This window comes from Pseudomonas zanjanensis, from assembly GCF_014268745.2.
In the GTDB taxonomy this organism is placed as follows: domain Bacteria; phylum Pseudomonadota; class Gammaproteobacteria; order Pseudomonadales; family Pseudomonadaceae; genus Aquipseudomonas; species Aquipseudomonas zanjanensis.
In genome coordinates this window covers 14381-34493 of record NZ_JABWRB020000010.1, presented here as the reverse complement: position 1 = coordinate 34493, position 20113 = coordinate 14381, and the positions used below count along the sequence as shown (strand labels likewise).

Annotated in this window: 16 protein-coding genes; 2 read left to right on the top strand and 14 right to left on the bottom strand. The window is 62.3% G+C overall.

The window, feature by feature from the left end; genetic code table 11:
- Nucleotides 1–11: 11 nt before the first annotated feature.
- Nucleotides 12–5066: an NEL-type E3 ubiquitin ligase domain-containing protein gene (locus HU715_RS26625; protein WP_186707787.1), complete on the top strand. Its 5055-nt coding sequence runs from the start codon at nucleotides 12–14 to the stop codon at nucleotides 5064–5066.
- 177 nt (nucleotides 5067–5243) lie between these two features.
- Here the strand turns inward: HU715_RS26625 and ureC are convergent, their stop codons facing one another.
- From ureC to urtA, 11 genes are all read right to left on the bottom strand, one after another.
- The gene (ureC, locus tag HU715_RS26620; RefSeq protein WP_186707785.1) at nucleotides 5244–6944 is read right to left on the bottom strand and encodes an urease subunit alpha; all 1701 of its coding nucleotides are present in this window, start codon (nucleotides 6942–6944) and stop codon (nucleotides 5244–5246) included.
- Between the two features lie 141 nt (nucleotides 6945–7085).
- Nucleotides 7086–7394 carry an urease subunit beta gene (locus HU715_RS26615; protein WP_003186307.1) on the bottom strand — a complete coding sequence of 103 codons (309 nt, stop codon included), beginning with the start codon at nucleotides 7392–7394 and terminating at the stop codon, nucleotides 7086–7088.
- Nucleotides 7391–7924 (bottom strand): GNAT family N-acetyltransferase, encoded by a 534-nt coding sequence (locus HU715_RS26610; RefSeq protein ID WP_186707783.1) that lies wholly within the window; start codon nucleotides 7922–7924, stop codon nucleotides 7391–7393. The genes HU715_RS26615 and HU715_RS26610 overlap by 4 nt, the downstream gene beginning before the upstream one ends.
- A gap of 5 nt (nucleotides 7925–7929) precedes the next feature.
- Complete coding sequence (locus tag HU715_RS26605) at nucleotides 7930–8463, bottom strand: GNAT family N-acetyltransferase (protein WP_186707781.1); 534 nt, start codon at nucleotides 8461–8463, stop codon at nucleotides 7930–7932.
- A 9-nt stretch (nucleotides 8464–8472) separates the two neighbouring features.
- Nucleotides 8473–8775: an urease subunit gamma gene (gene ureA, locus HU715_RS26600; protein WP_003186301.1), complete on the bottom strand. Its 303-nt coding sequence runs from the start codon at nucleotides 8773–8775 to the stop codon at nucleotides 8473–8475.
- Between the two features lie 149 nt (nucleotides 8776–8924).
- Nucleotides 8925–9767 carry an urease accessory protein UreD gene (locus HU715_RS26595; RefSeq protein ID WP_186707779.1) on the bottom strand — a complete coding sequence of 281 codons (843 nt, stop codon included), beginning with the start codon at nucleotides 9765–9767 and terminating at the stop codon, nucleotides 8925–8927.
- Nucleotides 9768–9797: 30 nt separating this feature from the next.
- Complete coding sequence (gene urtE / locus HU715_RS26590) at nucleotides 9798–10496, bottom strand: urea ABC transporter ATP-binding subunit UrtE (RefSeq protein ID WP_181287336.1); 699 nt, start codon at nucleotides 10494–10496, stop codon at nucleotides 9798–9800.
- 134 nt (nucleotides 10497–10630) lie between these two features.
- The gene (gene urtD / locus HU715_RS26585; RefSeq protein ID WP_186707777.1) at nucleotides 10631–11491 is read right to left on the bottom strand and encodes an urea ABC transporter ATP-binding protein UrtD; all 861 of its coding nucleotides are present in this window, start codon (nucleotides 11489–11491) and stop codon (nucleotides 10631–10633) included.
- Nucleotides 11491–12567 carry an urea ABC transporter permease subunit UrtC gene (gene urtC, locus HU715_RS26580; RefSeq protein ID WP_186707775.1) on the bottom strand — a complete coding sequence of 359 codons (1077 nt, stop codon included), beginning with the start codon at nucleotides 12565–12567 and terminating at the stop codon, nucleotides 11491–11493. The genes urtD and urtC overlap by 1 nt, the downstream gene beginning before the upstream one ends.
- Complete coding sequence (gene urtB, locus HU715_RS26575) at nucleotides 12567–14069, bottom strand: urea ABC transporter permease subunit UrtB (protein WP_186707773.1); 1503 nt, start codon at nucleotides 14067–14069, stop codon at nucleotides 12567–12569. The genes urtC and urtB overlap by 1 nt, the downstream gene beginning before the upstream one ends.
- Nucleotides 14070–14235: 166 nt before the next feature.
- Nucleotides 14236–15501: an urea ABC transporter substrate-binding protein gene (gene urtA, locus HU715_RS26570; protein WP_025211599.1), complete on the bottom strand. Its 1266-nt coding sequence runs from the start codon at nucleotides 15499–15501 to the stop codon at nucleotides 14236–14238.
- Nucleotides 15502–15772: 271 nt separating this feature from the next.
- On the opposite strand from urtA, the gene HU715_RS26565 reads away from it, so the two are divergent.
- A complete protein-coding gene (locus tag HU715_RS26565) occupies nucleotides 15773–17308 on the top strand; it encodes a class I SAM-dependent methyltransferase (protein WP_186707771.1) in 1536 nt (511 codons plus the stop codon).
- Here HU715_RS26565 and HU715_RS26560 read toward each other — a convergent pair.
- Genes HU715_RS26560 through HU715_RS26550 form a run of 3 tightly spaced genes read right to left on the bottom strand, consistent with a single transcriptional unit; the run spans nucleotide 17283 to nucleotide 20022 of the window.
- On the bottom strand, nucleotides 17283–18293 hold the full coding sequence (locus HU715_RS26560; RefSeq protein WP_186707769.1) for a FecCD family ABC transporter permease: 1011 nt from the start codon (nucleotides 18291–18293) through the stop codon (nucleotides 17283–17285). The genes HU715_RS26565 and HU715_RS26560 overlap by 26 nt on opposite strands.
- Nucleotides 18290–19237 carry an ABC transporter substrate-binding protein gene (locus HU715_RS26555; RefSeq protein ID WP_186707767.1) on the bottom strand — a complete coding sequence of 316 codons (948 nt, stop codon included), beginning with the start codon at nucleotides 19235–19237 and terminating at the stop codon, nucleotides 18290–18292. Before HU715_RS26555 ends, HU715_RS26560 begins: the two co-directional genes overlap by 4 nt.
- Complete coding sequence (locus tag HU715_RS26550; protein ID WP_186707764.1) at nucleotides 19234–20022, bottom strand: ABC transporter ATP-binding protein; 789 nt, start codon at nucleotides 20020–20022, stop codon at nucleotides 19234–19236. The genes HU715_RS26555 and HU715_RS26550 overlap by 4 nt, the downstream gene beginning before the upstream one ends.
- Between the last annotated feature and the right edge of the window lie 91 nt (nucleotides 20023–20113).

Below are 20113 nucleotides of genomic sequence, written 5' to 3'. Positions count from 1 at the left end.
ATGATCCGACAATGCCAGAACCCATTTCCAAACTCGTGCGCCCTGAAAATGCCGGCCTGCATTTCGAGTTGCTCAAGACCCGTATACCCGGTTGGTACAGCGGGGCCATCGTGCAGCGCCAGCAGGAGCTGAGCGACCATGCACTGGACGTTCCGGACTGGTACGTAAAGGCGACCCACGAGACCAGGGCCAGCCTCGAGAGCCGCCATTTCCGCTACCGCGAAACCCTGAACCAGGTCGACAGCGTGCTGGGCGATATCCAGGACATTCGCGATTTTGCCGAGCCGCTGCTCAACCAGGCGATCCAGGCTGAATTCAAGCAGGCACTGAACGTCAACGACGTCTATTTCGTCCGCAAGTACGGGCGCCAGGTGCGCGGCGATTTTTTTGGCGCGTTGGTCCTGGATAGCGAGGGCAGCAACTTCGATCGCTACGAATACCGCGGCACTTCGCTGCTGGAGGCTGCGCTGGCCAATTTTGAGCCGGACGAAGAAAACAGGCCTGGTTGCAGGGACTGCAACCTCATTACCACGCAGCGTCCGTTTTACGGGGGCGACGTCATTCCTTCCCTCAGTGCCTTTCGCGCAGGGGCCTTGCCGATCGCTCCCGAGGCCTTTGCCAAGCTGTGTCGCAAGCTCGACCTGGGGCGCCAATATCAGGAGCACGTCAATGCGATCATCCGGCCCGCCAACACGCAAGCGCGCAGCCAGTTGGAACGCCAACTGCGTGATCATCACAAGGAAGGCTTGGCCCTTTGCGTCGAGATAGCCCGGGCCAAGGGGGACATCAGCCAAGCCGCTTACCTGATGATGCAACAGGTGGTCGGCGATCAAGAATCGATCACTCTTGATGGTCGGGCCGTCACGTTCACGTCTTTGAAAATCTTCGGCTTCGAACTGGTTGGCCCCTTGTTGATCGGACCGGAGCGTGAGAGCAGTCGTCGAGTCGAGCGGCTCGTGGCGTACATTCCGGGCGATCCCGAGCATCCGCTCAAGGAATATGCGTCCAGTGGCGAGTTCATGGCTGATTTGCGCCGGCGGCTGCACGGTATTGCCTATCGTCGTTTCTTCAGTCGTTTCGTGCTGTTGCGCCAGCAAGGGCTATTTTTCGAGCAGTTCAACCAGCTCTATCAACCTTCCGAAGAGGCGGACGACCAGGTCGATTTTCCTCTCAAGTCGTCGCTGCGCAATCTGCCGATGGAGACCGCTGGCGTCCCATCTCCCCTATGGGAATCGTTGCGCCTGAGGCAAATCCAGAAGATCCAACTCGATGCACGGGCGATAGCGGTGCCCACCGGGGTTGAAGACAAAAAGGCTCGCCTGGCGCGCCTGGACAGTTATGTCAGCGCGGTGATCGACGTTCTCAACCTGGCAGCATTCGTGGTGCCGGGCCTTGGACCGTTGATGCTGACGGTGGGCGCTGTGCAGATGTTCAATGAGGCGTTCGAAGGCATCGAGGCATTCGAGCGCGGGGAGACCCGGGAAATGTGGGCGCACTTTTCGAGCGTGGCTCTCAATACGGCATTTGTCGCCACGGGCGCCGCCGTACTGCCGCATGTTCAATGGTCGGGCGCGGTGGACCGATTGGAGCCGATCCGATTGGCCGATGGCCAATCGCGTCTCTGGCGCCCCGACCTGAGTCCCTACCGGAGCGATCTGCAACCGGCGGCGACATCCCTTCCAGATGCTCGTGGGCTGCACTCGGTCGCGGGGCGGGAAGTGGTGCCGCTCGATGGTAGCCATTATCAGGTGCAGCAGGATCCGGCGACCCATCGTTATCGCATTCGTCATCCCTCCCGTGGCCCGGATGCCTATCGGCCCGGACTGACGACCAATGGACGCGGCGCCTGGAATCATGAACTTGAGCGACCGCAGGGTTGGGAGGGCCCGACCCTGATGCGGCGGCTGGGGCACAGCGTCAAGGACTTCAGTGATGCCGAGCTTGAGCGGATTCGCATCGCCAGTGGCACCCACGAGAATGCGTTGCGACAGCTGCATGTCGAGGGCGAGCCACCGTCTGCGGCACTGGCGGACACGATCAAGCGCTTCAACATCGCCCGACAAGTCGACCAGTTCATCGCGCACATGCAAAGCGAGGATCCGCTGGAGTATGGACAAGCCGATCCGATGTCGCAGCTGCACCTGCTCACCGGCTACGGCCCGTGGCCGAAGACACTGAAATTGAAGGTGGTGGATGGTTCGGGCAAGGCCCTTTGGGAATACGCCCGACCATCGAACGAAGGCATCGTACTGCGTGAAGTCGTTCTTTCCAGCAAGAAAGTCCATACGTCGCTGTTTCCCAGCAATGTGATCGAGGCGGTAGACGCAGCAGGAGAAGACCTGCTGGCCGGGACGAGCCCGCCATTGGCGAAAACCAACCTGGAGGCCCGAACCCAGCGACTGAGGAAAACGCTCGCCCAGGTGGCGGTGCGCGAGAAAGCCCAGCTGTTCAACGACCATTACGCCAAGGGCGAGGTATCGAATGATCCGCGCGTCACGCTGATCAAAGCGCGCTTTGCGTCGGTCCCAGTGGCAGCCATCGAACAGATGATGGCCCATGCCAACCCTGCTGAACGCCAGCAAATGGCCGGCTGGGATTTCACCGATCCGGCCCAGACCAAGCCCATCCCACTGCGCATCGCCGAAGAGCTACGCCATTTCCAGCGGGCAATACGTTTGAACCGGGCTTACGAGGGGCTGTACCACGAAACACTGGCAACGGACGATACGCCTCGGCTGGCGTTGGCGACCCTCAAATCCTTGCCTGGCTGGAGCGACACGGTCCGTATCGAGCTACGTCAGTATTCGACCAACGGCGCCTTGGTTGACAGTATCGGCCCGCTGGAGTCGACGCAGGCCAAGATCGTGGTCAAGGACGGTAACGCCTACAAGTCCTACGACAATAGCGGTAATGATCTGAGCGGGTGGGGCGACTTCTACACCGCCCTGCAGCATGCCCTGCCGGACGCCGAACGCGAGGCCATGGGGCGGCCTTCGATTCATCAGGGCGATCTTTTGCAAGCGGCGGTTGGCGCAGCGCCAGTGGACCGGGGGGCGCTGGCGCAACGCCTGAAAATGGCACCCGTCAAGCCGTTCTTCCAATCGCCGATGCGCCTGGTGTCGGGCAAGGTCGGCTACCCCTTGAGTGGGCTGCGTGATTGGTTTCGCTCGGCGCCATCGCCCAAGGACCGGGTGTTGGATTTATACCCGGACTATACGAGAGAGGAGGTTCGCAGCTTGCTGCGATCGCTGGGCGACGGCGCTGTAGCTGAACTTCAGCGTCGCAAGATCGAGCTCGATACGCTGTGCCGGGATCTGGACGATTGGAAGGCGACCCAGGAGTGGTTAATCGTGGAGGGTGAGCTTCAATTGGTGCGGCCAGAGGCCAAGCAAGCGGTGGCTGAACGGATCAAACGGGGCTGGAGACGCCAGATTCCGGTCGTCAGTGCCGGCGATGGGAGCAGGATCGGGTATGAACTCAATTTGGGGATAGAGGGAGACAAGGTGGCGTCGTTACCGGCCTTGTCGGCCGATTTCAGCCATGTGGCCTCGCTGGCCATCCGTGGTATGGGATTGTCGCAGCAAACCAGTAACAGCTTTCTTGCTAGTTTCTCCTCCCTTCGTTGGTTGGACATGTCCTACAACAGGCTGACCGATATTCCAGAGGCAGTGGGAGAGATGAAAGATCTGACCAAGCTCTTCCTGACATTGAACCAGATCAACCTGAGGCCTCGTAGCGTGGAAATTCTGCGGGGGTTGACCAAGATGAAAATCCTCAACCTGGATCTGAACCCTTTGGAGCGATTGCCGGACTTCAGCACGATGCCCAACCTGCGCGGATTGAACCTGAGGAGAACGCGCATCAATACCTGGCCCACCGGCTTGAGCAATCAGCCGCTGGAGCGGATTGATTTGCGTGACAACCGACTGACCGACGTGCCGGACTCGCTGATTGATCCGCCACCCCAGGCCGCCCGTGCCACGTCCCGCCTCAATAGCGTGACCCTGCTGCAGGGCAACCCGCTGACTGAAGCGGCTCGACAACGGCTGAGCGACTATTGGACGAATCTTCGCCTGTTGCACCCCGACTGGGCCACGCTCAGTTTGCCGGGGGCATTTGGCGCCGAAGTGGTTCCGCTGGCGGTGCGGCCCTCGGGTGTTGATCATTGGTTGCTCGGATTATCCAGAGCGCAACAGGAGAGCAGAAAGGCGTTATGGCAACGCCTGGTCAGTGAGCTACGATCCGAGGAGTTTTTCCAGCTGTTGACGCGGCTGGCGGGTTCCTATCAGGGGCAGGAAAACTACCCGGACCTGCAGCGCCGTGTCTGGCAGATGCTCGAAGCCATCGGAAACTCCACGGATCTACGTCGCGAATTGTTCGAACTGGCCGGTGAGCCGGCATGTGAGGATCGTGCCGCATTGTCGTTCAGTTACCTGGAAATCAAATTGATGATCCATAACGCCAAGACGCTGTCAGTGGAGGGTGATGAAGCCGCGGAACTGATTCGACTGGCCAAGGGGCTGTTTCGCCTCGATGAAGTGGAGCGCATTGCCCTGGAGGATATCCAGCGGCGTCGCGATGCGATCAATGCTCAGCGGGGGCTCACGCCTGCGCAGAGAACTCGCTTGATGAAGCAGATCGAGGAGGTCGAGGTCCGTCTGGCTTATCGCGTGGGCCTCAAGGACCGATTGGCATTGCCGGGGCAACCCGAGGGCGCGCGTTTTACCGCTATGGCCAATGTCACCACGGACATGCTTGACGCCGCGGCTCGCCGGGTCCTGGCCCTGGACGATTCGCCCGCGCAGATGCAGTCGCTGGTCGGCCGGGATTTCTGGATCGATTACGTCAAGCAGCACCATGCGGCGTCCTTCCAGGCCCTGGACGACACGTTCATTGCCAGCCAGATCGAGCTGGACGAGGCGAAGGCCGCCGGGACGCTCGAAGAGTCGGCCTATGCCAGCCAATCCGAGGCCCTGGACCTGCAACGCAAGGTCAAGGAAGCGGAGCTGGTGCTGTCGTTGACTGAAGAGGAGTTGAACGCACCGATGGAAAGTACCGATATGTGAGGATGAACCGGCCCGGCTGTTTCATGGATCCATGAAAACCTGTGGCGAGGGAGCAAGCTCCCGCTGGGCCGGGCTGGCGCTCCAGGGCGAAGCAGCCCTCGCTTTTAAGCGGTCGCTGCGCAGCCGAGCGGGAGCAAGCTCCCTCGCCACAGGTACTCGTTCGGCCAGTTATTCCTTTCAGAACAGGAAATACCGCTGCGCCATCGGCAGCACGTCCGCCGGTTCACACCACAACAACACGCCGTCGGCCTTGACCTGGTAGGTCTGCGGGTCGACGTCGATGCTCGGCAGGTAGTCGTTGTGGATCAGGTCGGTTTTCTGCACGTCGCGGCAGCCTTTGACCACGGCGATTCTTTTCTTCAACCCAAGCTGTTCCGGCAGCCCAGCCTCGGCGGCGGCCTGGCTGATAAACGTCAGGCTGGTGGCATGCCGTGAGCCGCCGTAGCTGGCGAACATCGGCCGGTAGTGCACCGGTTGCGGCGTCGGGATCGAGGCATTGGCGTCGCCCATCAGGCTGGCGGCAATCGCTCCGCCCTTGAGGATCAATGTCGGCTTGACGCCGAAGAACGCCGGACGCCACAGCACCAGGTCGGCCCATTTGCCCACTTCGATGGAACCCACTTCATGGCTGATGCCGTGGGTGATCGCCGGGTTGATGGTGTACTTGGCGATGTAGCGCTTGATGCGGAAATTGTCGTTGCCTTCGCCGTCGCCGGGCAGGGCGCCACGTTGCTTCTTCATCTTGTCGGCGGTCTGCCAGGTGCGCGTGATGACTTCGCCGACGCGGCCCATGGCCTGGCTGTCGGAGCTGATCATCGAGAAGGCGCCGAGGTCGTGGAGGATGTCTTCGGCGGCGATGGTCTCGCGACGGATACGGCTTTCGGCGAACGCCACGTCTTCGGCGATGCTCGGGTCCAGGTGATGGCAGACCATCAGCATGTCCAGGTGTTCATCGATGGTGTTGCGGGTGAACGGTCGGGTCGGGTTGGTGGAGCTGGGCAGCACGTTGGGGAAACCGCAGGCCTTGATGATGTCCGGCGCATGGCCGCCACCGGCGCCTTCGGTGTGGTAGGTGTGGATGGTGCGGCCCTTGAACGCGGCCAGGGTGGTCTCGACGAAACCGGACTCGTTGAGGGTGTCGGTGTGGATCGCCACCTGCACGTCGTACTGGTCGGCCACGCTCAGGCAGTTGTCGATGGCCGCCGGAGTGGTGCCCCAGTCTTCGTGCAGCTTCAGACCGATGGCGCCGGCCTTGACCTGCTCGATCAGCGGCTCCGGCAGGCTGGCGTTGCCCTTGCCGGTGAACCCCATGTTCATCGGGAAGGCATCGGCGGCCTGGAGCATCCGCGCGAGGTGCCACGGCCCGGAGGTGCAGGTGGTGGCGTTGGTCCCGGTGGCCGGGCCCGTGCCGCCGCCGATCATGGTGGTGACGCCGCTCATCAGCGCTTCTTCGATCTGCTGCGGGCAGATGAAGTGGATGTGGGTGTCGATACCGCCGGCGGTGAGGATCATGCCTTCGCCGGCAATCACTTCGGTGCTGGCGCCGATGGCGATGGTGACGTCGGGCTGGATGTCCGGGTTGCCGGCCTTGCCAATCGCTGCGATGCGCCCGTCCTTGAGACCGACATCGGCCTTGACGATGCCCCAGTGGTCAATGATCAGTGCGTTGGTGATCAGCGTGTCGACGACCTCGGCGGCCAACAATTGGCTCTGGCCCATGCCGTCGCGAATCACCTTGCCGCCGCCGAACTTCACTTCTTCGCCGTAGGTGGTGAAGTCCTTCTCCACTTCGATCCACAACTCGGTGTCGGCCAGGCGGACCTTGTCGCCGACGGTGGGGCCGAACATGTCGGCGTAGGCTTGTCTCGAAATCTTCATGTGCTCGCCTTGAGGTTCTTAAGTCGTATGCAGTCCATTGTGGCGAGGGAGCTTGCTCCCGCTGGGCTACGTAGTGGCCCTCGCTTTTTTGCGGTTGCTGCGCAACCGAGCGGGAGCAAGCTCCCTCGCCACAGAGGCGCTTCAGTCCAGGTCGCCCATGACCCGCCCGGCAAACCCGAACACCCGGCGATGCCCGGCCAGGTCCACCAGTTCCACCTCGCGGCTCTGGCCCGGTTCGAAGCGCACCGCCGTGCCGGCCGGGATGTTCAGGCGCATGCCACGGCTGGCGGCGCGGTCGAAGGTCAGGGCATCGTTGGTCTCGAAAAAGTGATAGTGCGAGCCGACCTGGATCGGCCGGTCGCCGCTGTTGGCGACGTTCAGCGTGAGCGTGCGGCGGCCGACGTTGAGTTCGATGTCGCCGGGCTGGACCTGGTATTGCCCTGGAATCATTGCGGTTGCCCCAAAGTCTTGTAGTAAATGGTGGTCGCGGTATACGTCCCGTCCGGGCTCTGGCAATAGTCGGGCAGCTCGCCGACGCGGGTGTAGCCCATGGCGCGGTAGAACGCCTCGGCCTCGGAACCGGCCTCGGTGTCGAGGTACAACAGGCCGCGCTTGTGCTGGCGGGCGCCGAGTTCCAGGGCGCTCATCAATTGCTGGCCCAGCCCCCGACGGCGGGCCTCGCCGCGCACCAGCAGCTTCTGCACTTCGGCGCGGTTGCGGCCATTGGGTTTCTGGCACAGGGCAAGCTGGACGCTGGCTTGTACCTGCTCATCCTTGACCACCACCCATAGCAGCAGGTGACCTTGGTTGAGGCTGGTCTGGACGTCATCGAAATAGGCACGGGCCTGGACGGCATCAAGGTCGGCCATGAACCCGACGCTGGCGCCGTAACCGACAGCGTCGAGCAGCAGATCGATCAGGCCCTGGCGGTAATGGGCAAAGCTTTCAGCATGGACTCGACGCAACTGGGCGGCGTTCATTGGTATCACTCCTTGTCGATGGCGGGCGGTGGCGCCCCGGGGTTGAGGACCAACTGCATGAACGTCAGGTCCAGCCAACGGCCGAACTTGGTGCCCACCTGGGGCATCTGCCCGGTGGTAACGAAACCGATCCGCTCATGCAGGCGAATCGAGGCCGCGTTGCCGCTCTCGATGGCGGCGACCATGACGTGTTTATCGCAGGCCCTGGCGCGCTCGATGAGGACGGCCATCAGCAACGGGCCAAGGCCGTTGCCGCGCTGGTCGCGGCAGACGTACACGGAATGCTCGACGGTGTGACGGAAGCCGTCGAATGGCCGCCAATCGCCGAAGGAAGCGTAGCCGAGCACGTTGTCCTCGGTGTCGACGGCGACGAGCACCGGGTAACCCTGGGTTTGCCGGGCGCTGAACCAGGCCTGGCGATTGCCCAGGTCCACGGGCTGTTCGTTCCAGATCGCCGTGGTGTTGAGCACGGCGTCGTTGTAGATGTCGCGGATCGCCGGCAGGTCGGCGGGTTGGGCGTCACGAACATGGGCAGTCATGGCGTGGCCTCAGGCGATGGGCTGGTGGACGGTGACCAGTTTGGTGCCGTCGGGAAACGTCGCTTCGACCTGGATCTCCGGGATCATCTCCGGGATACCTTCCATCACCTGCTCGCGGCTCAGCAGCGTGGTGCCGTAGTGCATCAGCTCGGCCACGGTCTGGCCGTCGCGGGCGCCTTCCAGCAGCGCGGCGGAGATGTAGGCCATGGCCTCCGGGTAGTTGAGTTTCAAGCCTCGAGCCAACCGCCGTTCGGCGACGAGGCCGGCGGTGAAGATCAGCATCTTGTCTTTTTCGCGTGGGGTCAGGTCCATGTGCAATCCATAAGGGCAGATAATTTTTTGCGTTAAACACATTCCACTGTGGGAGCGGGCTTGCTCGCGAAGGCGGTGTGTCAGTCGACTCAAATGTTGTATGTGGGACCGCATTCGCGAGCAAGCCCGCTCCCACAGGGAAAGCAGATTCAGGTACTCCAGATTCTCGGTGGCATGGCTTCTCTTCCGAGCAATGCAGGCCTGAGCAAGCGCCACAACTCAATCAACCACCCCCGCGCCAGCAGCGCCTCGCTCGCCAGGCAACGGGCCACGAGCAAACCGGGCAGTTGGGTCAGGTCGCCGCGCACGGCATGGCCGAGGGATCGGCAGCGTTCAAGCAGTTCGCTGTCGATCTCGCCGGTCACCAGCAACGTGGCGAACACCGGGTCACCGCCCAGGCCGATGGGCGAGTCCAGCAGCCCATCGCCGCCGCCGATGCGCTGGCGCTCATGCCACAGCAACTGGCCGTCGCGACGGATGTCCAGCCGCGATTGAAAGTGCCCAAGGTCGAATCGCTCGCCGCTGGCCGGACGGCCGAGGGCAACCATGTCCCAGTAGAACAACCGGGCATCGCCCTGCAGGTCGATGCCCGTGCTGAGCTCGGCCTGGGCCGCACTGAAGACGATGGTTTCCTGGGGCAGCCATTCCAGGGTCGCGCCGGGGGCCACGCTCAGGGTCAGTTGCTGGTACGCCGGGCCGGCGGCGCGGTACCACTTGGCCGCGCCAGGGCTGGTCAGCTGCGCCCAGGCGCCCGGGCCGACGTGGGCCGAGATGTCCAGTCGATCACCGCCGGCAATCCCGCCGGGCGGGTGGACGATGATGTGCTGGCACACCTCGGGGCCTTCAGCGTACAAATGCTTCTGCACCCGCAGCGGGCCTTTGTGGCGACGCTGTACCGGGCGTGTGCAATCGCCGAAGCGGGCATAGCCCAAGTCCAGCTCGGCATGCCAGTTGGGGGTGAACAGGGCTGATGGCGATACAGGTAGATTCATGATTTTCTGATTGTCGTCGGGACGCTAAGCCTAGATCGTTACCAGCCCGCGTACACCCTCGGCTTCCATATTTTCTCCGCGGCCCTGCTGCACGATCTCGCCCCGGGACATCACCAGGTACTGATCGGCCAGCTCGGCGGCGAAATCGTAGAACTGCTCCACCAGCAAAATCGCCATGTCGCCCCGGGCCGCCAGTTTCTTGATCACCGCGCCGATCTCCTTGATCACCGACGGCTGGATGCCTTCGGTGGGCTCGTCGAGAATCAGCAAGCGCGGCCGACTGGCCAGGGCCCGGCCGATGGCGAGCTGCTGTTGCTGGCCGCCGGACAGGTCACCGCCCCGGCGCTGTTTCATCTGCAGCAGCACCGGGAACAATTCGTAGATAAAGGCTGGCACTTCCTTGGCTTCTGAACCCGGAAAGCGCGACAGGCCCATCAGCAGGTTTTCTTCCACCGTCAGCCGCCCAAAAATCTCCCGGCCCTGGGGCACGTAGGCAATGCCGGCGTGCACCCGTTGGTGCGGCTTGAACGTGGTGATGGCCTTGCCTTCCCAATTCACCGCGCCCTCCTTGGCCGGCAGCAGGCCCATCAGGCATTTGAGCAGGGTGGTCTTGCCCACGCCGTTGCGACCCAGCAGGCACGTCACCTCGCCAACCTTCACGTCGAACGACAGGCCGCGCAGGATGTGGCTACCGCCGTAGTATTGGTGGAGCTTTTCGACTTGCAGCATGTCTTGAATCCCCTTGTATCCCTTGTGGGAGCGAGCCTGCTCGCGAAAGCGGTGTGTCAGTCACAGTTGTCCCGACTGATATCCCGCATTCGCGAGCAGGCTCGCTCCCACAGGAAGCAACAGTGTTTGCAGATCTAGCGACCGAGGTAAACCTCGATCACCCGCTCATCGGCCTGCACCTGTTCCAGCGACCCTTCGGCCAGCACGCTGCCCTGGTGCAACACGGTGACGTGGTCGGCGATCGCGCCGACGAAGCCCATGTCGTGCTCCACCACCATCAGCGAATGCTTGCCCGCCAGGGACTTGAACAGCTCGGCGGTGAACTCGGTTTCCGCGTCGGTCATGCCCGCCACCGGTTCGTCGAGCAGCAGCAATTGCGGGTCCTGCACCAACAGCATGCCGATCTCCAGGAACTGCTTCTGGCCGTGGGACAACAGCCCGGCGGCGCGGTTGACCGAGGTGGTGAGACGGATGGTCTCGAGCACTTCGTTGATGCGGTCGTGCTGCTCGCCGGTCAGTCTTGCCCGCAAGCTGGCCCACACCGATTTGTCGGTCTTGAGCGCCAGCTCCAGGTTCTCGAACACGCTCAGGGCTTCGAACACCGTCGGTTTCTGGAACTTGCGACCGATGCCGGCCTGGGCGATCTGTACTTCGCTCATGGTCGTCAGGTCGAGGGTCTCGCCGAACCAGGCCTTGCCGTGGCTGGGGCGGGTCTTGCCGGTGATGACATCCATCAACGTGGTTTTGCCCGCGCCGTTGGGGCCGATGATGCAGCGCAACTCACCGACGCCGATGTACAGGTTCAAATCGTTCAAGGCCTTGAAACCATCGAAGCTGACGCTGATGTCTTCCAGGGTCAGGATGGTGCCGTGGCGGGTGTTCAGGCCCACGCCGGCCGCCTGGCCGAGGCCAATGGCGTCGCGGCTGCTGCCTTGGTCTTTGTTGGGCTCCAGAATGGGTTCGAGCATGAAATCCGCCGTTGGAGTGATGCGCATCATTCGCCCCTTTTCTTCAGCAAGCCGATCACGCCTTTAGGCAGATACAGCGTAACAACGATGAACAGGGCGCCGAGGAAGAACAGCCAATACTCAGGAAACGCCACGGTGAACCAGCTCTTCATGCCATTGACGACGCCGGCGCCCAGCAACGGCCCGATCAACGTGCCGCGTCCGCCGAGGGCGACCCACACGGCGGCTTCGATGGAGTTGGTCGGCGACATTTCGCTGGGGTTGATGATGCCCACCTGCGGCACATACAACGCCCCGGCCAAACCGCACAACACCGCGCTCAAGACCCAGACGAACAGCTTGAACCCCCGGGGATCGTAGCCGCAGAACATCAGGCGGTTTTCCGCGTCGCGCAGGGCGGTCAGCACCCGGCCGAACTTGCTGCGGGCCAGGCGCCAGCCGATGAACAGGCTCGTCACCAGCAGCAACACCGTGGCGAAAAACAGCACCGCCCGGGTGCCTGGCTCGGTGATGCCAAAACCCAGGATCGAACGGAAGTTGGTGAAGCCGTTATTGCCGCCAAACCCGGTTTCGTTGCGGAAGAACAGCAACATTCCGGCGAAGGTCAGGGCCTGGGTCATGATCGAGAAATACACGCCCTTGATCCGCGAGCGGAAGGCGAAGAAACCAAACACCAAGGCCAGCAAACCCGGCGCCAGCACCACCAGGCACATCGCCCAGAGGAAACTGTCGGTGCCGGCCCAGTACCAGGGCAACTCGGACCACGACAGGAAGGTCATGAATGCCGGCAAGCCATCCCCGGCGGCCTGGCGCATCAGGTACATGCCCATGGCATAGCCGCCCAGGGCGAAGAACAAACCGTGGCCCAGGGAGAGCAAGCCGGCGTAGCCCCAGACCAGGTCCAGCGCCAAGGCGACGATGGCATAGCAGAGAATCTTGCCCACCAGGGTCAGGGTGTAGGCCGAGACGTGCAGCGGATGGTCCGCCGCCAGCAGCGACAGCAGCGGCAGGCTCAGCAGCACGGCGAGGATCAGCGCGCCGACGGCGAGGGTAACTTTGGGGCCGGCCTTTTGCGTGGCCGTGAGCATCAGGGGCTGGTTCATCAGTCGATTACCCGTCCTTTGAGCGCGAAGAGGCCTTGCGGACGCTTCTGGATGAACAGAATGATCAGCGCGAGGATCAGGATCTTGCCGAGCACGGCGCCGATCTGCGGTTCAAGGATCTTGTTGGCGATGCCCAGGCCGAACGCGGCGAACACGCTACCGGCCAACTGGCCGACGCCGCCGAGCACCACCACCAGGAACGAGTCGATGATGTAGCTCTGGCCCAGGTCCGGGCCGACGTTGCCGATCTGGCTCAGGGCCACGCCCCCGAGCCCGGCGATGCCCGAGCCGAGGCCGAAGGCGAGCATGTCCACGCGCCCGGTGGGCACGCCGCAGCAGGCGGCCATGTTGCGGTTCTGGGTCACCGCGCGGACGTTCAGGCCCAGGCGCGTCTTGTTCAGCAGCAGCCAGGTCAGCGCCACCACGAACAGCGCGAAGGCGATGATCACGATGCGGTTGTACGGCAACACCAGGTTCGGCAACACCTGGATCCCGCCCGACAGCCACGCCGGGTTGGCGACTTCGACGTTCTGCGCGCCGAACACCAGGCGCACCAATTGGATCAGCATCAGGCTGATGCCCCAGGTGGCGAGCAGGGTTTCCAGCGGCCGTCCGTAGAGGTGGCGGATCACCGTGCGCTCCAGGGCCATGCCGATGGCGGCGGTGATAAAAAACGCCACCGGCAAAGCGATCAGCGGATAGAACTCGATGGCGTTCGGGGCGAAGCGCTGGAACAGCATCTGCACCACGTAGGTGGAGTAGGCGCCGAGCATGAGCATCTCGCCGTGGGCCATGTTGATCACCCCCAGCAGGCCGAAGGTGATCGCCAGGCCGAGGGCGGCGAGCAGCAAAATCGAGCCCAGGGACATGCCGCTGAACGCCTGGCCCAGCAACTCGCCCACCAGGAGCTTGCGCTTGACCTGGCTGAGGCTGGTCTCAGCGGCGGTGCGCACGGCGGCATCGGTTTCGACGCCGGGTTCGAGCAGTCCTTCCAGGCGGGTGCGGGCCAGCGGGTCGCCGGTTTCCCCCAGCAGGCGGACGGCGGCCAGGCGCACGTTGGGGTTGGTGTCCACCAGTTGCAGGTTCGCCAGGGCCAGGCTCAGGGCGGCGTGTACGTCTTCGTCCTGCTCGCCGGCCAATTGCCGATCGAGAAACGCCAGTTGCGCCGGGCGGGCGCTTTTTTGCAGTTGCTGCGCGGCGGCCAGGCGTACGCGGGCATCGACGGCGAGCAGTTGATGGCTGGCCAGGGCGGTTTCGATCAGCCCGCGCAAGCGGTTGTTCAGGCGCAGGGTCTTGGGTTGGCCGTCGACGGTCAACTGGCCTTGTTGCAGGGCGTTGATCAGTTCGACACGCTCAGGCTCCGGCTGCGCGGCCCAGGTTTCCAGAAGCTTGGCCTGCTGGGTCGGGTTGGCGGCGACGAAGTCTTCGGCGTCACCGGCGTATGAGGCCATCGGCAGTAACAGTGCGATGGCGAGGATCAAGCGGTGGAGGGCAGTGGGCATATTGTTGGCCTTGCGCAAAACTTCTTTTGTGGGAGCGGGCTTGCTCGCGAAGGCGGTGGGTCAGGCAGAACAACTTTGACTGACACTCCGCATTCGCGAGCAAGCCCGCTCCCACAAGGGAGTTGTGTCGGACCCGAGCGTCATGCCCGGGCCGACACCCATGGGCTCAGTTGCTCTTCACCGCATAGTCAGGCTTCTTGTCGTTGCCGGCGATGAAGGGGCTCCACGGTTGCGCGCGGATCGGCCCTTCGGTCTGCCAGACCACGTTGAACTGACCGTCGGCCTGGATCTCGCCGATCATCACCGGCTTGTGCAGGTGGTGGTTGGTTTTGTCCATGGTCAGGGTGTAGCCCGACGGTGCGGCGAAGGTCTGGCCGGCCAGGGCTTCGCGGACTTTGTCGACGTCGGTGGACTTGGCTTTTTCCACCGCTTGCGCCCACATGTGGATGCCGACGTAGGTGGCCTCCATCGGGTCGTTGGTCACCGCTTTGTCGGCGCCCGGCAGGTTCTTGGCCTTGGCGTAGGCTTTCCAGGAATCGACGAATTTCTTATTCGCCGGGTTATCCACGGACTCGAAGTAATTCCACGCCGCCAGGTTGCCCACCAGTGGCTTGGTGTCGATGCCGCGCAGTTCTTCTTCGCCCACCGAGAACGCCACGACCGGTACGTCGGTGGCCTTCAGGCCCTGGTTCGCCAGTTCTTTGTAGAACGGCACGTTGGAGTCGCCGTTCACGGTGGAGATGACCGCGGTCTTGCCACCGGCCGAGAATTTCTTGATGTTGGCCACGATGGTCTGGTAGTCGCTGTGGCCGAACGGGGTATAGACCTCTTCGATGTCCTTGTCCGCCACGCCTTTGGAGTGCAGGAACGAACGCAGGATCTTGTTGGTGGTGCGCGGGTAGACGTAGTCGGTGCCCAGCAGGAAATAACGCTTGGCGCTGCCGCCTTCTTCGCTCATCAGGTATTCCACCGCCGGAATCGCCTGCTGGTTTGGCGCCGCGCCGGTGTAGAACACGTTGGGCGACATTTCTTCGCCTTCGTATTGCACCGGGTAGAACAGCAGGCCATTGAGTTCTTCGAATACCGGCAACACGGATTTACGCGACACCGAGGTCCAGCAGCCGAACACCACGGCGACCTTGTCCTGGGTCAGCAACTGCCGGCCCTTTTCGGCGAACAGCGGCCAGTTCGACGCCGGGTCCACGACCACCGCTTCGAGCTTCTTGCCGTTCACACCACCCTTGGCGTTGATCTCGTCGATGGTCATCAACGCCATGTCCTTGAGGGACGTCTCGGAGATCGCCATGGTGCCGGACAGCGAATGCAAGATGCCGACCTTGATGGTCTCGGCGGCCTGGACGGTCCAGGCCATGCCCATCGCGGCAATACTTGCCGAGAGTGTAAAAGCCTTGATCAAGCTACGACGCTTCATTGTGCGATCTCCATGGACTTATGAGTTTTAGGTGGCAGATGCAAACGCTGAAGGCGCTTTTGCAAGGGATGTGCCCGGTCGGGCAAAGAGCTTTGAAATGCGGGGTTGGCGGCGGGAGAGGAAACGACAATGCACCATCAACGACCACCTCGCGGACGCTGGTGCAATACGGCGCTCCTCATTGGGGCGTGGATGTGGGCCAATTCAAGGTGAGATTTTCGACCGCCCGACTATGCTGACTCTTCTGCCATTCTGAACAGGGGAAATCCGTTTGAATGATTCTGGCGCTACGAGCAGTTTTCTTCTCGACGAGACGGCGGTTTTTGACGTATTGCCTGGCGTTAAACCGGCCGAGCACCCGAAATGGATGCATGTGACGCATTTGAGAGAAGGCAGGTATTCGCTGATTCTCACCGCTGGAGAGCACCTTCGAAGCAGCGAGTTGCAGGTGTTTGCTGATACAACCTTGCACGTTCGTTTTTCGGCGGCTCTACCCAGCATCAGTTCGGATGGCCTCACCTGCTCAGTTGTTTTTTTCGATGATCAAGCTCAAGCCGAATTTCAACTTGGAGCGTTTCATGTTGGCGGAGGCTATACCGCGTCGGAATGGAGGACGGTGGATTTGGATCTGGCTTGGTTGGCGGGCAAGCGTGGCCGTCTCCTGGTAGCGTGTGGGCCTGGGGCGAAGAACGATCCAACGGCAGATTGGCTGGCGATCGCTGACCTGTGCATAGCCAGAGAGTGGGAAATGAAAGCGCTTCTGGCGAAAACCCATCAACCCATGCGCATGAAAAACGAGATCGCACACTTCAGCAGCGTCTACCGGAATGAGTTCTATGCAAACGTCCAGGAGCGACAGAGTGAAACGGCAATGGGCGTTGCTCGCGCCGTCCGCCGATTAAATGGACCGGTTCAGGCGCAAGGGCCTGGTGCGCCGGCTGACATGGTCATTTTGGAGCCGTTTGAAGGAGAGGCCGCCTACGCCTATGCGACGCGTCTGCTGAGGGCGAACGTCCCGCAAATGCCGCCTGACTTTCAAGCGAGGCTACGCCGGAAAGTCACGGACCACGGGGCGATAAAGGTCTTGTCGATCTGCAGTGGCGCCGCGCGGATAGAGGCCGGTTGGTCAGCGGCTGTTCCCGAAGGCGTGGAATGGTCGTTGCTGGATATCAATGAAGATCTGCTTCAAATCGCGGCAAAGCAGTTTCCGCCAGGGATCCACCTCGATTTGATCGTGGCGGATGCGAATAACCTGGTGCCTACCGGTGAACAGTGGGATGTCATTATTTGTGTGTCGGCATTGCATCATTTGGTAGAACTGGAAAAGGTCATGCGCTTTATCTCCCGTAGTTTGAAAAATGATGGAGAGTTCTGGAGTGTGGGGGAGGCCGTGGGACGTAATGGCAATCGCTTGTGGCCCGACGCAATAATCGCCGCTGACGCCGCATTCTCTTCCTTGCCGGCGCGCTACCGACTAAATGCAGACACTCAGGTTGTCGATGCTGTCATTCCGGACAAGGACCATTCGATTGGGTGTTTCGAGGGGATTCGAAGCGAGGAGATTACCGCGCTCCTTGAGCGTTGGCTGAAGCCGGTAGACGTTTACCGCACCAACTGCTTCCTCTGGCGAATGGTGAATCTTGCCTACAGCGGGAATTTCAATCTTGAACAAGCTGAAGACCGGGCCTTAGTGATTGAACTGGTGCGAGCGGAGCTCGAGCATTTTCGCAATGGAGGCCTTGGGACCGAGTTATTCGGCGTCTACAAAAAGAAGCATCTTTTCAGCGACGGCGCATCAGACCGATAAAGAACAGTCCGCCGATAGCGGCTGTGGCGACCCCAATCGGCAAGTCCTCCGGCGCGATCAACGTGCGGGCCGCCACGTCCACCCACACCAGGAACAGGCTGCCGAGCAGCACGCAAGCCGGCAGCAGCCGCCGATGCTCTGCACCCACCAGGCGCCGGGCAATGTGCGGCACCATCAGCCCGACAAAACCGATCGAGCCGCTGATGGACACCAGCACGCCGGTCATCAGCGACGCGATCAGGAAAATCCACAACCGCACCTTCGCCGCGTTCAAACCCAGGGTCACGGCGGTCTGTTCGCCGGCCATCAGCGCGTTCAACGGCCGGGCCATGCCCAGCAGCAACACCAGCCCCAGCAGCACACTGGCGGCCGGCACGGCCAGCAGTTCCCAGCGGGCCAGGCCCAGGCCGCCGAGCATCCAGAACATCACCGCCGAACTGGCACGATGATCACCGAGGAACAACAACAGGTTGGCCGCCGCCATCATCACGAAGGACACCGCCACGCCACACAGCAACAGCCGATCACTCTCCAGCCGGCCTTGGCGGGCAGCGATGGCCAACACCAGCAACATGCTCAGCAGCGCGCCGATGAAGGCCGCGACAGGCAGGGTCAGCAAACCGATTATTTCACCGACATGCAACACCACGATGACCGCCCCCAAGGTCGCACCGGAGGTGACACCCAACAGGTGCGGATCGGCCAGCGGGTTGCGCGTCACCGCTTGCAGCACCGCGCCGATCAGCGCCAGCCCGGCACCGACCAGGGCTCCGAGCAGCAGGCGCGGGACGCGGATCAGCCAGACGATATGTTCCTGGCCGGGCGTCCAATAGACCTCGCCCACACCGAAGGCCTTGTGCAGCAGCAGATCCCAGACCACGGCCACCGGCACCCGCGCCGGGCCAAAGCCCAGGGACACCACGCACGACGCCAGCAACAGCGCGCCGAGGACCATCAGCAGGGCGCCGTAGCGACGATTATTCATTGGTCGTGGAAACCCCGTGCCAGGGTTTGCACCGCCAGCACGTTATCGATGCCCGGCGTGGCCTGCACGTAAGGGATCACGATGAAGCGCCGCTGCTTGATGGCATCCACCGATTGCAGGGCCGGGTTATCCAGCAGGAATTGTTGCTTCTGCTCGGCGCTGACTTCGCCGTAGTCGACGATCACGATCACCTGCGGGTTGCGTTCGACCACGTTCTCCCAGTTCACCCGTGTCCAACTGGTTTCCACGTCCTCGAGGATGTTGCGTCCGCCGGCTGCGTCAATCAACGCCTGAGGCATGCCGAGACGGCCGGAGGTCATGGCACGGTCTTCGCCGCTGTCATACAGGAACACGCGCGGTTGTCGGGTCGGCAGGTGCTTGCGCGTTTCGGCCACCTGGGCCTGCATCGTCGCGATCAGCGCATTGGCGCGATCCTGCACATCGAAGATTTTCCCGAGGTTGCGCAGGTCATTGTAGGTGTCCTCCAGTGAGGCCGCCGGGCGCTTCATCACGAAGGCGCAGGATTCGGTCAGTTCGTAGACGTTGATGCCCAGCGGTTGCAAGGTCTGCGGCGTCAGGTCGCCGCCCACGCGCATGCCGTAGTCCCAGCCCGCGAAGAAAAAGTCGACGTTGGCATCGAGCAGGGTTTCCACCGAGGGATATTTGGCGGCCAGTTCCGGCAGGCCGTCGAGGATATTCGCCATCTCGGGTGTCACCGATTTCCAGCCGCTGATACCGCTGTAGCCGACCATGCGCGGCTTGAGGCCCAGGGCGAGCATCATCTGCGTCATGTTGATGTCATGGCTGACCGCATGGCGAGGGGCCTCGTTGAAAACCACTTGGCGGTTGCAGCTCTGGACCGTCAACGGGTAGCGGGTGGCTTCGGCCAGGGCATTCGTGCTGACCAGCAGGAGGGGCAGCAACAGCAGGAAACGCAAGGTCATGGTTGGGTTATCCAGGTGATTCGTGGGTAGCCGGACAGCGGGTGGTCATCCACCAGGGCTTCGACGCCGAACACCTCGCGCAACAGCTCTGCCGTGAGGACGTCCTTGGGCGTGCCGCTGGCGACGATGCGCCCGTGTTCGATCACGTACAGGCGGTCGCAGAAAGCGGCGGCCAGGTTCAGGTCGTGGAGGCTGGCGAGGGTGCCGATGCCCAGGCCCTTGATCAGTTGCAGCAATTGCAATTGATAGTGCGGGTCGAGGTGGTTGGTCGGCTCGTCGAGGATCAGCAACTGCGGCTGCTGGGCCAAGGCACGGGCGAGGATCACCCGCTGTTTTTCCCCTCCCGACAGCGTGGCGAAAGCATGATCGCCAAAACCTTCGAGCCCTGCCGATGCCAATGCCTGGAGCACCAGCCGGCGGTCTTCGTGATTGTCGCTGTCGAATAGACCTTTGTGGGGCGTGCGGCCCATGGCGACCACTTCCTCCACCGTCAGGCCGAAGGCATCGGGAAATTCTTGCAGCACCACGGCGATGCGTTGGGCGCACCAGCGCGAGGACTGTTTCCAGAGGTTGTGATGTTCGAGCCTGACCTCGCCATGTTCTGGCCGGCTGAAGCGATAGGCGCAGCGCAACAGGCTGGTCTTGCCGCTGCCGTTGGGCCCGATCAACCCGACAAACTCCCCGGCCGCCACCTGCAGCGTGGCATCACGCAGCTGGAACTGGTGATGACAGTGGCCATGGCCCAGGGGCGTCCAGGCGAGGTGGGAGAGGGTTAGGGAGGTCATGCGGTTACTCGGCATTTGGTATGGAACACAGTCTCATTGTGGGAGCGGGCTTGCTCGCGAATGCGGTGTGTCAGTCAACATTCATGTGTCT

Excerpts from the sequence above, each read along its gene's own strand:
- HU715_RS26625 (WP_186707787.1), top strand. The coding sequence starts at position 12 with ATGCCAGAACCCATTTCCAAACTCGTGCGCCCTGAAAATGCCGGCCTG.
- ureC (WP_186707785.1), bottom strand. The coding sequence starts at position 6,944 with ATGAAGATTTCGAGACAAGCCTACGCCGACATGTTCGGCCCCACCGTC.
- HU715_RS26615 (WP_003186307.1), bottom strand. The coding sequence starts at position 7,394 with ATGATTCCAGGGCAATACCAGGTCCAGCCCGGCGACATCGAACTCAAC.
- HU715_RS26610 (WP_186707783.1), bottom strand. The coding sequence starts at position 7,924 with ATGAACGCCGCCCAGTTGCGTCGAGTCCATGCTGAAAGCTTTGCCCAT.
- HU715_RS26605 (WP_186707781.1), bottom strand. The coding sequence starts at position 8,463 with ATGACTGCCCATGTTCGTGACGCCCAACCCGCCGACCTGCCGGCGATC.
- ureA (WP_003186301.1), bottom strand. The coding sequence starts at position 8,775 with ATGGACCTGACCCCACGCGAAAAAGACAAGATGCTGATCTTCACCGCC.
- HU715_RS26595 (WP_186707779.1), bottom strand. The coding sequence starts at position 9,767 with ATGAATCTACCTGTATCGCCATCAGCCCTGTTCACCCCCAACTGGCAT.
- urtE (WP_181287336.1), bottom strand. The coding sequence starts at position 10,496 with ATGCTGCAAGTCGAAAAGCTCCACCAATACTACGGCGGTAGCCACATC.
- urtD (WP_186707777.1), bottom strand. The coding sequence starts at position 11,491 with ATGCGCATCACTCCAACGGCGGATTTCATGCTCGAACCCATTCTGGAG.
- urtC (WP_186707775.1), bottom strand. The coding sequence starts at position 12,567 with ATGAACCAGCCCCTGATGCTCACGGCCACGCAAAAGGCCGGCCCCAAA.
- urtB (WP_186707773.1), bottom strand. The coding sequence starts at position 14,069 with ATGCCCACTGCCCTCCACCGCTTGATCCTCGCCATCGCACTGTTACTG.
- urtA (WP_025211599.1), bottom strand. The coding sequence starts at position 15,501 with ATGAAGCGTCGTAGCTTGATCAAGGCTTTTACACTCTCGGCAAGTATT.
- HU715_RS26560 (WP_186707769.1), bottom strand. The coding sequence starts at position 18,293 with ATGAATAATCGTCGCTACGGCGCCCTGCTGATGGTCCTCGGCGCGCTG.
- HU715_RS26555 (WP_186707767.1), bottom strand. The coding sequence starts at position 19,237 with ATGACCTTGCGTTTCCTGCTGTTGCTGCCCCTCCTGCTGGTCAGCACG.
- HU715_RS26550 (WP_186707764.1), bottom strand. The coding sequence starts at position 20,022 with ATGACCTCCCTAACCCTCTCCCACCTCGCCTGGACGCCCCTGGGCCAT.